The sequence below is a fragment of the Ornithinimicrobium carbonis genome, from assembly GCF_050703245.1.
Taxonomy (GTDB): Bacteria; Actinomycetota; Actinomycetes; order Actinomycetales; family Dermatophilaceae; genus Ornithinicoccus.
Map to the genome: position 1 here is coordinate 1,864,417 of NZ_CP192647.1, position 11,825 is coordinate 1,876,241.

Annotated in this window: 8 protein-coding genes; 4 read left to right on the forward strand and 4 right to left on the reverse strand. The window is 73.9% G+C overall.

Annotation, left to right across the window (positions count from 1 at the left end; all coding sequences use genetic code 11):
- Positions 1–20: 20 nt before the first annotated feature.
- The 3 genes from ACQ95T_RS09340 to ACQ95T_RS09350 are packed head-to-tail and all read left to right on the forward strand — an operon-like array spanning position 21 to position 2,787.
- Positions 21–1,556 (forward strand): alpha-galactosidase, encoded by a 1,536-nt coding sequence (locus ACQ95T_RS09340; protein ID WP_431473783.1) that lies wholly within the window; start codon positions 21–23, stop codon positions 1,554–1,556.
- Positions 1,553–2,653: a galactokinase gene (galK, locus tag ACQ95T_RS09345; RefSeq protein WP_431473784.1), complete on the forward strand. Its 1,101-nt coding sequence runs from the start codon at positions 1,553–1,555 to the stop codon at positions 2,651–2,653. Before ACQ95T_RS09340 ends, galK begins: the two co-directional genes overlap by 4 nt.
- Positions 2,650–2,787 carry a hypothetical protein gene (locus ACQ95T_RS09350; protein WP_431473785.1) on the forward strand — a complete coding sequence of 46 codons (138 nt, stop codon included), beginning with the start codon at positions 2,650–2,652 and terminating at the stop codon, positions 2,785–2,787. Before galK ends, ACQ95T_RS09350 begins: the two co-directional genes overlap by 4 nt.
- A gap of 56 nt (positions 2,788–2,843) precedes the next feature.
- Here ACQ95T_RS09350 and ACQ95T_RS09355 read toward each other — a convergent pair whose 3' ends face one another.
- On the reverse strand, positions 2,844–3,194 hold the full coding sequence (locus ACQ95T_RS09355; protein WP_425942682.1) for a hypothetical protein: 351 nt from the start codon (positions 3,192–3,194) through the stop codon (positions 2,844–2,846).
- A 30-nt stretch (positions 3,195–3,224) separates the two neighbouring features.
- Positions 3,225–3,428, reverse strand: coding sequence for a hypothetical protein (locus ACQ95T_RS09360; RefSeq protein ID WP_425942681.1), 204 nt, complete (start codon positions 3,426–3,428; stop codon positions 3,225–3,227).
- 492 nt (positions 3,429–3,920) lie between these two features.
- On the opposite strand from ACQ95T_RS09360, the gene ACQ95T_RS09365 reads away from it, so the two are divergent.
- Entirely contained in the window at positions 3,921–8,405 is a 4,485-nt protein-coding gene (locus ACQ95T_RS09365) for a BTAD domain-containing putative transcriptional regulator (RefSeq protein ID WP_431473786.1), read from the forward strand.
- 37 nt (positions 8,406–8,442) lie between these two features.
- Here the strand turns inward: ACQ95T_RS09365 and ACQ95T_RS09370 are convergent, their stop codons facing one another.
- Positions 8,443–9,672, reverse strand: coding sequence for an acetate/propionate family kinase (locus ACQ95T_RS09370; protein WP_425942679.1), 1,230 nt, complete (start codon positions 9,670–9,672; stop codon positions 8,443–8,445).
- A 1-nt stretch (position 9,673) separates the two neighbouring features.
- Positions 9,674–11,533 (reverse strand): phosphate acetyltransferase, encoded by a 1,860-nt coding sequence (gene pta / locus ACQ95T_RS09375; protein ID WP_431473787.1) that lies wholly within the window; start codon positions 11,531–11,533, stop codon positions 9,674–9,676.
- Positions 11,534–11,825: the final 292 nt, after the last annotated feature.

Sequence of the window (11,825 nt, forward strand, 5' to 3'; positions counted from 1 at the left end):
GACCGGGCGCACCGGCCTCGATGCGGTCCACCTGCTGTGCGCGGGGCGAGCCCGGGTTCGGTTTCCGGCACGGACAGGTGTGGGCGGTGCACCTGGGGTGGAGCGGCAACCAGCAGACCTACGCCGAGCGCCTCGCCAACGGCGCCCGGGTCCTGGGCGCGGGGGAGGCCCTGGAGCACGGGGAGGTGCGCCTGGCACCGGGGGAGCAGGTCACCACCCCCTGGACGTATGCCGCGCACGGCACCGGCCTCGACGTGGTCGCCGGGCGCTTCCACGCCTGGCTGCGCTCGCGTCCGCACGCTCCCGCCCGGCCCCGGCCCGTCACCCTCAACACGTGGGAGGCGGTCTACTTCGACCAGTCGCTGGAGCGGCTGACCGCGCTCGCCGACCTCGGCGCCCGCGTGGGGGCCGAGCGGTTCGTCCTGGACGACGGGTGGTTCGGGGGTCGGCGCGACGACACCACCAGCCTGGGCGACTGGGTGGTCTCCCAGGACCTGTGGCCCGAGGGCCTGGGGCCGCTGGTGGAGCACGTCCACCGGCTGGGCATGGAGTTCGGGCTGTGGGTGGAGCCGGAGATGGTCAGCCTCGACTCCGACCTCGCGCGAGCACACCCGGAGTGGCTCTTCAGCGCCGGCGGACGCCGGGGGCTGGAGTCGCGTCAGCAGCACGTGCTCGACCTGGGTCACCCGGGCGCCTACGCGCACGTGCGCGACCAGCTGGTGGCGCTCCTGCGCACCTACGACATCGCCTACCTCAAGTGGGACCACAACCGGTACCTCAACGACGCGGGCCACACGCCCGGAGGGGAGCCGGGGGTCCGGGCGCACACCCTGGCCGCCTACCGCCTCATGGACGAGCTCCGCTCGGCGCGCCCGGGGCTGGAGATCGAGTCGTGCGCCGGCGGTGGTGGCCGGATCGACCTGGGCGTGCTGGACCGCTGCGTGCGGGTCTGGGCCTCGGACTGCATCGACCCGCTGGAGCGCCAGCCGATCCAGCGGTGGACCTTCGCGCTGCTGCCGCCCGGCTGGGTCGGGACGCACGTCGGCTCGCCGCGGTCGCACACGACCGGGCGGCGGCACGACCTGTCCTTCCGTGCGCAGACCGCGCTGTGGGGGCACCTGGGGATCGAGTGGGACCTCACCACGGCCACCGAGGAGGACCTGCAGGTGCTCGCCCGGTGGGTGGCGTTCCACCGTCGGCACCGTGCGCTGCTGCACGGTGGCACGGTCGTCAACGGTGACCACCACGACGACGCGACCTGGGTGCACGGCGTCGTGGCGCCGGACCGTGCTGAGGCGCTGTACGGCGTCGTTGCCGTCCGCCGCGCGGTCTCCGGACCCGGTCGGGTGCGGCTGCCGGGGCTGGACCCCGACCGCCGCTACCGGGTGACGGTGCCGGACCCGGGGGACGAGGGGCTGCTCGAGGAGCGACCCGTGGTGCCGTGGGCCCGCACCGGCCTCGTGCTGCCGGGCCGGGTGCTCGAGGAGGTGGGTCTGCCGATGGTGCCGCTCCATCCTGAGCACGCCCACCTGCTGCAGGCCGTGGAGGTCCGGTGAGCACGTCCACGGAGGGTGCGGAGCCGCCGAGGTGGCTGAGGCCGGCCGTGGACCCCGAGGTCGCCGCCGGCCTGAGCGGCGCGTTCCGCGACCGGTTCGGGCGGTCCCCGGACGGGCTGTGGGCCGCTCCCGGCCGGGTCAACCTCATCGGAGAGCACACGGACTACAACGGTGGCTACGCGCTGCCCCTCGCCCTGCCCCACCGCACCTACGCGGCGGTGCGTCGGCGCGACGACGGCCGGCTGCGGCTGGCCTCGCTCCAGGCGCGCGAGGGGTGGGAGGGCTCGGTCGACTCGGTGGCTGCGGGGCGCCCGCAGGGCTGGGCGGCCTACGTAGCCGGGGTCGCGCACGTGCTGGCGGAGCGCGTCGGGCCCGGGCAGGTCGGTCTGGACGTCCTCGTCGACGGGCACGTCCCGCTGGGCGCCGGGCTCTCCTCCTCGGCCGCCCTGTCGTGCTCGGTGGCGGTGGCGCTGCGCGACCTGGTGCCCGGCCTGGTCGACCTGCCGGTGGAGGAGCTCGTCGCCGCATGCGTCCGCGCCGAGAACGAGGTGGCCGGTGCCGCGACGGGGGGGATGGACCAGACGGTCTCGCTCCGCGCCGTCGACGAGCACCTGCTGCTGCTCGACGCCCGGGACTTCACGGTCGTCCCGGTCGCCTGGACCCTTCCCGGGCACGAGCTCCTCGTCGTCGACACCCGCGCGCACCACTCCCTCGCGGACGGGCAGTATGCCGCGCGCCGCACCACCTGCGAGCGGGCCGCCGCGGCCCTCGGGGTGGGCTCCCTGCGGGAGCTGGACCCGGCACGGCTCCAGGACGCGGACGTGCGCCGGGTGCTGGCGGACGTCCCGGACGGGATGGCCAGGGTCCGTCACGTCGTGACGGAGAACGACCGGGTGCTGGACCTCGTGGGGGCGCTCCGCGAGCAGGACGCCGCACGTGCGGGTGCGCTGATGACCGCCTCCCACGCCTCGTTGCGGGACGACTACGAGGTCTCCTGCCGCGAGCTGGACCTCGCGGTCGACGCGGCCCTCGGGGCCGGCGCCCTGGGCGCGCGCATGACGGGGGAGGGTTCGGCGGCTCGGCAGTCGCGCTGGTGAGGCGGGAACAGGTCGAGCACGCGGCGGGGGAGGTGGCGGCGGCCTTCGCGGCCGCGGGCCTGACCGAGCCGCACTTCCTGGAGGCGGTCCCCAGCCGCCCGGCCGGCCGGGTGGTGACGGACACGCCGGGCTGACCGGCCGACGGTGCGGGAGGGACCGCGGGCGACGCCCCCGGCCCCTCGTGCCCACCTCACTCGAACGTCGGCACGCCGCCGCCCTTGCGCGGGTCGTTCCAGCGGTCGTGGAACGCGGCGTCCTCCTGGCACTGCTGCTGCAGCTGCTCGCGGACGTGGTCGCTGATCACCTGGTCCAGCAGGGCGGGCTCGCAACCGGGGTCGGGGCGGTTGCGCCGGAGCTCGGCGACCTTCTGCTTGAGCAGGATGTCGGAGTCGGAGTACTGCACCCCCTGTTGCACGGGGGCCGGTGCCGCCGGCTCGACGGCGGGCGGGTCCGAGGCCGTGACGGAGCCGCAGGCGGCGAGCACGGCGGTGAGGCCGGTCGCCGCCAGGGTCGTGGTGACGCGGGTACGGATGGTGCTCATGACGGGTCTCCTTCGGTGCGTGGGCGCTCGTCACCGGACGGGACGGTGCGCCAGGTGCAGGTGCAGGTGCACGAGCGCGTCGTGCCATCGCTGGGCCAGGTCGGCCGCTGGGGACAGGTGTCGGGGAACGGCCGGCCGGCTGATCTCGGCCTGACGGCGGGCGAGCCGGACCTGCAGGTCCCGCTCGCGCTCGACGGCGAGCGAACGGGCCAGGTCGAGGTTCTGGAAGCTCATGGTGGCAACTCCTCATGGTGGTGGTCGTGCTCTCCCGAGCCCCTGCGGCCCGGTGCCAACACCATGTGTCCGGGCGGTACCGGTCTGGTGCAGCACCGGTATCAGCCCGGTAAACATGCAGGTGGGATGGTCTAGACGCGACGTCAAGGCCGACGGGACCGTGAGGTATGGCCATCAACGTGCTGGGACCGCTCGTCACGGATGACGGGACCCCGTCCCTGGCACCGCGCGACGGGTGGTGCTGGCGGCCCTCGTCACCAGGCTCGGTCAGGAGGTGTCGGTGGACGCCCTCGCCGGGGCTCTGTGGGGCGAGGCTCCCCCTGCCAGCGCCGCCAAGGTGGTCCAGGGTTGCGTGGTCCGCCTGCGCCGCGTGCTGGGGGCGGAGGCGATCCGGACCGGGCCCAGCGGCTACCGGCTCGTCGTTCCGGCGCACGACGTGGACGCCCGCCGGTTCGAGAGACTGCTTGCGGAGGGCGTGAGCAGCAGCTCGCGGTGGGTGAGCCGGACCGCGCCGCCTACACCGCGCGGCGGGCCCTGGACCTGTGGCGCGGCCACCCCCTGCCGGAGCTGGAGGAGTGGGAGCCAGGACGCCTCGAGGCCGAGCGGCTCACTGCTCTGCGGCTGCAGGCCGAGGAGCTGTCGCTCGAGGCGCGCAGCGCCTCCGGCCAGCACCACGAGGTGCTGGCCGAGGCACGGACGCGCGTCGGCGAGCAGCCGCTGCGGGAGCGACGCTGGCACCTCCTGGCTCGGGCGCAGTACCAGTCCGGCCTGCAGGCCGACGCGCTCGCCACCCTGCGCACGGCTCGCGAGCACCTTCTCGACGAGCTCGGCCTCGATCCCGGGCCGGAGCTCGTTGGGCTCGAGAAGGCGATCCTGCGTCAGGACCCGGCGCTGGACCGGAGCACGGCACCCTCACCCTCCGGTCAGCCGCCGTACCCCGGACTCGTCCCCTTCGACGTGGACGACGCTGCGTCGTTCTTCGGTCGGGAACGGGAGATCCTGGAATGTCTGACGATGTGGACGGCCCACGGGGTGCTCGCAGTCGTCGGTCCGTCCGGGTCCGGCAAGTCCTCCCTCGTGCGAGCAGGGGTGTCGGCCCGCCTGGCCGACGGCGGCCACCGGGTCGTCGTCATGACCCCCGGCGCGCGTCCCCTGTCCAGTCTGGAGACGAGCCTGGCAGGCGTCGGACCCCGGGACGACGTGGTCCTCGTCGTGGACCAGGCCGAGGAGCTGGTCACCCTCTGCGACCGCGAGGTCGAGCGCCGCAGCTTCGCGGCCACTCTCGTCGACCTCGCCCCGCGAGTCCGTCCGGTGCTCGCCGTCTCGGCAGACCGTCTGGGCGAGCTCGCGGCCTACCCCGACCTCGTCCGGCTTCTCGAGCCCGGCCTCTACCTGCTGGCCCGCCTCGAGCCGACGGCCCTGCGCGAGGTCGTCGAGGGCCCGGCGAGGGTCGCCGGCCTGCTGCTCGAACCGGGGTTGGTGGACGTCCTCGTCCGCGACGTGGCCGAGGAGCCCGGGGCCCTGCCGATGCTGGCCCACGCCCTCCGGCAGACGTGGGAGCGGCGCGAGGGACGCACCCTGACCGTGTCAGGGTATGAGGCCTCGGGCGGTATCCAGGGTGCCGTGGCGCAGTCGGCCGAGCACGTCTACCGCGACCTCACGGCCGAGGAGCGGTCCGCGCTGCGCGACCTGCTCCTGCGGCTCGTCACCCCCAGCCCCGACCGCGAGCCGGTGCTCACCCGGATGCCGCGGGACGTGGTTGCCCCGGACGACCAGCGGCAGCGCATCGTCGAGCGGCTGGTCCGCGCCCGGTTGCTCACCCGCGACCAGGGTGCTGTCGAGATCGCCCACGCCTCGCTCGTCCGTGCCTGGCCGCGCCTGCGGCGCTGGCTCGCCGAGGACCTGCAGGGCCAGCTGCTGTGGCACCACCTCACCGACTCGTCGCTCGCGTGGGACGCGAGCGGCCGTCCTGAGGACGAGCTGTACCGCGGCGCGCGTCTGGCCGCAGCTTCCGAGTGGGAGCGCCGCGTCGGCCCGTCGCTGACCCAGGTAGAGCGCGAGTTCCTCGACGCCGGCCGGACGGTCCACCAGCGTGAGGTGCGCCGTCTGGAGGAGGAGGCGGCACGGCAGAGGCGCAGCGTGCGACGGCTCCGCGCCCTGGCCGCCGCCGTGGCCGTCGTGGCTCTCGTGGCCACGCTCCTCGGCACGTCCGCGGTGCGGCAGGCAAACCGTGCCGACGTCGAGGCGCTCCGAGCACGGGCCCACGAGCTGGCGGCGTCCTCGCTGCAGGCCATGAACTCGGACCCCGGTCTGGGGCGCACGCTCGCCGTGGCCGCTGCCGAGGCGGGTCCGGAGACACCGAGCGTCCAAACCTCGGCCGCCCTGCACCAGGCCCTCGCGACCGACCAGGTCGTGGCCCGTCTGACCTTCCCGCACGCGTTCGGTCGACTCACCGCCGACCTCCACCCGGACGGGGACCGGGTGGCCATGACCAGTGAGTGGCCCGACGCCGGCACCCGGTTCGTCGAGGTGCAGCAGCTCGACGGTCGGCCCGTGGCCACCCTCGAGCTTCCGAGGACGCTGGACGCTGCGTCGGCCATCTTCGACAGGGCCTACTTCACCCCCGACGGCACCGAGCTCGCGGCCGGTGTGCTGTGGAACCCCACGCACACGGGACGCATCGGTCCGCCGAACGACGAACCGCCGCCGACGTTGCTCGGGGTGCACATCTACGACACCGAGACCTACGAGCTCGAGGACGTCGTCGACGTCGGCGCGTGCGGCGGAGGCCTCCTCAGCGCCACGCAGACGCATGTCGTGGTCTACGCCGCCGCGAGCCCGAGCTGCGACTGGACCTTGAGCGAGGGACGCGACCTGGTCCTGGTCGCCCGTGGGTCCGGTGAGCGGACGGTGCTGGCTGAGGGCATCACGAACCTCGTCGGGTCCGCGCGTCTGAGCGCCGACGGCCGGTTCGTCGTGCACGAGGACCGTGCGGGCGGGACTCGCGAGGTGGTCGTGCGGGTCCTGGCGTCCGGGGAGGAGGTCGCCCGGTGGGCGGGGGACACGCTGCGCGACGTCTCCCCGGACGGTGCCTGGGTGCTCCAGGGGTTGAACGCATGGACCGTGCGCGAGGTGGCCACCGGCAACGAGGTGACGTTTCAGGACCCCAGGGGGATCGGCTTCTATGCTGACTTCCACCCCGACGGGCAGAGCCTGACCACCGTCACCGAGGACGGCACCGTCAGCTGGTGGGACGTCCGGACGGGTGAACGCCTCGGCTCGCACCGGGGGCTCCGCGCCGGCAGCGTGTCGGTGGCGGCTGACGGGCTGGTCACCGTGGCGGACGCGGCGGGGATCGAGGTGTCGGTCGTGGACCCGAACCGCGGGGAGAGCGGCACCCGGGGCCGGGTGTGCCCCGTCACGAGCGACATCACCGAGATGATGGTCCGGGACGGCGGTGTGCACACGAGCGTCCGCTGCGAAGATGCCTCCTCGTGGAGCCACCACCGCACCGATCTCGCGACGGCTCGGACGACGCAGCTGGACGCCGGACGGGTCGTGTGGTCCGACTCCGGTATGCAGTGGCGCGAGTCCGTGGGGAGTCCTCCGGCGGCGCCCGCCGGGGCGGTCAACCAGCTCTACCTCGAGGTCCTGGCCGACGACGCTCGGGCCGACCCCGTCCGGCTGGGGGGTATGTGCCCGCTCGTCTGGGGCGAGAGGGGTGCGGTGACGGAGGGTTGCGCGCCGTTCCCGGAGCAGCCGTTCTTCCTGGACCCGTGCGCCGTGGCGTTCTCACCGGACGGTGGGCTGGTGGCCGCGATCAGCTGCCCCGGGTCGTCCGGGGGCCTGACCGTGTGGGACACCGGCTCGGGAGAGCTCCTGCACGCAGGGACCGTCGCCGACCCGGAGACCGGTGGGGCCCCGACGCACCTCGTCTTCACCCCGGACGGGACGGAGCTGGTCGTCAGCACCGAGACCGGCCACGTCGTCGTCCTGGACGTGGACAGCTGGAAGGTGGCACGACGCTCGGCGGCGCCCGTGCTCGACGCCTCGTACATGCCCGTCGTGGGCTTCCTGGGCGGCGGTGACCTCGTCGGCGTCACGAACGTCGGCGCGCCGGGCGGCGGCGCGGACGCCACGCTGCACGTCCTCGACCGGGAGTCGCTGGTCCCGCAGCACACACGACAGTCGCTGCATGAGGGCACCGTGATGGACGCCGAGCTCAGCCCCGACGGCAGTCGCGTGGCCACGGCCGCCGCGCAGGGCCTGGTTCGCCTGTGGGACACCGGGACCCTGGACCTGGTGCACGAAATCCCCGTCAGCCAGGCGGTTCACGCCGTGGCCTGGCTCGACGACCGGCGACTGGTCCTGCTGCGCGACGACGGGACCCTGGACACGGTCCTCACGGACCCTGGCGAGCTCATCGCGGTCGCACGGGAGGGGCTGAACCGGCCCCTGACGACGGCCGAGTGCCGCAGCTTCGGCTTCGAGGGGTCCTGCCCGTCCCTGGGGCAGCTGCGGGACGGGCCGACAGCCACCGACCTGGACGGCAGCTACGTGCTGCGTCGACGCGCCGAGGACTTCCACGCGGACATGCGGGCCGGTGTCGAGGCAGAGCAGGGAGCGACCCTCGACCAGCGTTCGACGGAGGAGCTCGCCGCTCTGTCCGCCGAGATCCTCGGCGAGGCAGCCGGGATGCGGCTGCACCTGGAGGACAGGTCGTTCCGCGTCGTGCGGGACGTGGCCACGTCCGGACAGGTCGAGGGTGCTGAGGCCCACTGCGAGGGCACCTACACCGTGACGGGGGACATGCTGCGGCTCGACGCGGAGCGCGGCACCTGGTGCTATCTCGGCCTGTACCTCGAGGCGCGCTTCAGCGTCGAGGAGGGAGGCCTGAGGTTGCACGCCGACGGGTTCCGCGGACCGGTCTTCGAGCGCTACCTCTGGGGCGACCAGCTGCTGCTGAGCCAGACCTGATCCCGTGCCGTCCCGGCGGGTGTCCGGTCTGGCTCCGTCAGCCCCGGGCGACGAGCTCGGCGGCCTGGCTGGCGATCTCCCACTCCTCGTTGGTCGGCACCACCCAGACCGCCACCGAGCTGTCCGGTGTGCTGATGCACGTCTCGCCGTCGGCCGCCTCGTTCGCGGCCCCGTCCAGCCGCACGCCGAAGCCGGCGAGGCGCTCGACGACGGCGGCGCGCACGAGGGGGCTGTGCTCGCCGATCCCCGCGGTGAAGACGATCGCGTCCAGCCGACCCAGCACCGCGGCATACGCCCCCACGTAGTGCAGGAGGCGGTGCACGACCACGTCGAAGGCCAGCCGGGCGTCGGCGTCGCCCTCGTCCATGCGGCGCTCGACGTCCCGCATGTCCGCGGACCCGGTGAGCCCCAGCAGACCGCTCTCCTTCGACAGGGCCCGGTCGTAGTCCTCGACGCCCAGACCGGCCACCTCGGCCAGGTGCCGTGGCAACCCGGGGTCCACGTCCCCGGGCCGGGTGCCCATGACGAGCCCCTCCAGCGGCGTCATTCCCATCGAGGTGTCGACGCTGCGGCCACCGTCGACGGCGGTCGCGCTGGCGCCGTTGCCCAGGTGCAGCACGATCGTGGCGACGTCCTCCAGGGGACGGCCCAGGAGGTCGGCGACGCGGCGCGAGACGTAGGCGTGGGAGGTGCCGTGGAAGCCGTAGCGGCGCACGCGGTACTGCTCGCGCCAGGCCTGCGGCACGGCATACGTCGACGCGGCCGCGGGCATGGTCTGGTGGAACGCGGTGTCGAAGACCGCGACCTGGGGCACGTCCGGAAAGACCTGCTGGGCGACCTGGATCCCCTGGAGGTTGCCCGGGTTGTGGAGCGGGGCGAGCGGGACGAGCCGTCGGATCGCGTCCACGACCGCGGGGGTGACCACGATGGGCTCGCTGAAGTCGGCACCGCCGTGGACAACGCGGTGACCGACCGCGACGAGCTGCACCCCGGCCAGGTCGGGACCGTGCTCGGCGAAGGCGGCACGCAGCAGCTCCATGGCGTGGACGTGGTCGGGGACCGTCGTCTCGTGCGCGTGCGTGCCGGAGGCGCAGGTGTGCCGCACGCGACCGGCGGGCAGCCCGATCCGCTCGATCAGGCCGGTGGCGTCGGAGGCACCGGTGTCGGGGTCGACGAGCTGGTACTTCAGCGAGGAGGAGCCGGCGTTGACGACGAGGACCCGTCGGGTGGAACGGGCGTCCGGTGCGGTCGTGCCGGTGGAGGTCATGTCAGCCCTTCGCCTGGATGCCGGTGATCGCCACCGTGTTGATGATGTCGCGCACGGTCGCTCCGCGGGACAGGTCGTTGACCGGGGCGTTCAGGCCCTGGAGGACCGGGCCGATCGCGATGGCGCCGGCGCTGCGCTGGACCGCCTTGTAGGTGTTGTTGCCGGTGTTGAGGTCCGGGAAGATCAGGACGGTGGCGCGACCGGCGACGGGGGAGTCCTTCATCTTGGTCGCCGCGACGGCGGGGTCGACCGCGGCGTCGTACTGCAGCGGTCCCTCCACCTGGATGTCCGGGGCCTGGTCGCGGACGATCGCGGTCGCCTCGCGGACCTTCTCCACGTCCGCGCCCGAGCCGGAGCCGCCGGTGGAGTAGGACAGCATCGCCAGCCGCGGGTCCACCCCGAACTTCGCGGCCGTGCGCGCCGAGGAGATCGCGATGTCGGCCAGCTGCTCGGCGGTCGGGTCGGGGTTGATGGCGCAGTCTCCGTAGACCAGGACGCGGTCGGCCAGCAGCATGAAGAAGACGCTGGAGACCACCGAGACGCCCGGCGCGGTCCGGATGATCTCGAGGGCCGGACGGATGGTGTGCGCGGTCGTGGTGATCGAGCCGGAGACCATCCCGTCGGCCTGTCCGCCGTGCACCATCATCGTGCCGAAGTAGGCCGGGTCGGCGACGACGTCCCACGCCGTCTCGGGCGTGACCCCCTTGTGGGCCCGCAGCCGGGCGTACTCCTCCGCGAAGCCCTGGCGCAGGTCGCTGCTCTGCGGGTCCACGACCGCCGCCTCGTCGAGGTGGAGGCCGAGGGCGGCGGCCCGGGCGCGGACCTCGCCCTCGTCGCCGAGCAGGGTCAGGCGGGAGACCCGGCGGGCCAGCAGCGTGTCCGCCGCCTGCAGGATCCGGTCCTCGACGCCCTCGGGGAGGACGATGTGGGCGTCGGCGGCCCGGGCCCGTGCGGTGAGCTCGTGCTCGAACATCAGGGGGGTGACGACCCGGGGCCCGGTCGCCCCGGCGTGGCCGCCCACGGGCAGGAGGGTGTCGATGTCGACGTGCTGGTGGACCAGGGCCCGCGCGCGTTCGATCTTGCGGGTCGAGCCCGGACCGATCCGGGCGTGGACCCGAGAGATGGCGGTGGCCGTGGTCATCGTCCCCGTCGTGCAGGTCACGACCGGGAGCTCGACGCCGACGCCCTCCACGAGGCGGTGGACCTGCTCGCTGGGCAGGAAGCCCCCGTTGAGGACGATGCCGGACAGGGACGGGAACGTCGAGGCGCGGTGGGCCAGCAGCGAGGCCAGCAGCACCTCCTCGCGGTCCCCCGGGCAGATCAGGGCGCACCCCTCGTGGAGCCGGTCGAGGACGTGCGGCATGGTCATGGCGGCCACGACCATGCCCGTCACCTCGCGGTCCAGCAGCGACTCCTCGCCCAGCAGCAGCCGCCCGTCGACGGCCGCCATGAGGTCGCGCATCGTCGGGGCGCTGAGGAGGGGGTCCCCCGGCACGGTGAAGACCGGGGCGGCGGTGCCGACGCTGGCCCGCCGCTTTCCGGTGGGCGTGACCTCCGAGCGGAGCCGTTCCACGATGCCCGCGCGGACGGCCTCCCCCTGCTCGGACGGCACCCGGTTCGCGACGACCGCCGCGACGTCGGCGTGCCTGCTCCTCGCCTCGGAGTAGATGACCTGGGCCGCGGTGACGCTCTCCTCGAGCGACCGGTCCAGGCAGGGGACCACCAGCACCATCGGTGCCCCCAGGTGCGCGGCGATGGCGGCGTTGACCGAGAACTCCGTCGGCGCGGGCACCCCGGTGAAGTCGGACCCGACGACGAGGACCGTGTCGTGCTCGGCGGCGTAGGCGTGGAACCGCTCCACCGCGGCGCGACGGCTGCGTCATGCCCCTGGTGGACGTCGTCGTAGGTCACCCCGACGGCCGCGGACGCCTCTGCGGGGGAGGTGGACATCGGGTGGAGCAGCTCGAGGAGGGGGTCGTGCGCGGTGTCGAGCACGATCGGGCGGAACACCCCCACCCGACCGCCCCGTGCGCACAGCTCGGCCAGGAGGCCGACGGCCAGTGCGGACTTGCCGGACTGCGTCTCGGCCGAGGACAGGTACAGCGCGTTGACCACGGACCTGACCCTATCGCTGGAGGCCTCCGTGCGAGAGT

Coding starts and splice junctions, on each gene's coding strand:
- ACQ95T_RS09340 (WP_431473783.1), top strand. CDS start 21: ATGCGGTCCACCTGCTGTGCGCGGGGCGAGCCCGGGTTCGGTTTCCGG.
- ACQ95T_RS09355 (WP_425942682.1), bottom strand. CDS start 3,194: ATGAGCACCATCCGTACCCGCGTCACCACGACCCTGGCGGCGACCGGC.
- ACQ95T_RS09360 (WP_425942681.1), bottom strand. CDS start 3,428: ATGAGCTTCCAGAACCTCGACCTGGCCCGTTCGCTCGCCGTCGAGCGC.
- ACQ95T_RS09370 (WP_425942679.1), bottom strand. CDS start 9,672: ATGACCTCCACCGGCACGACCGCACCGGACGCCCGTTCCACCCGACGG.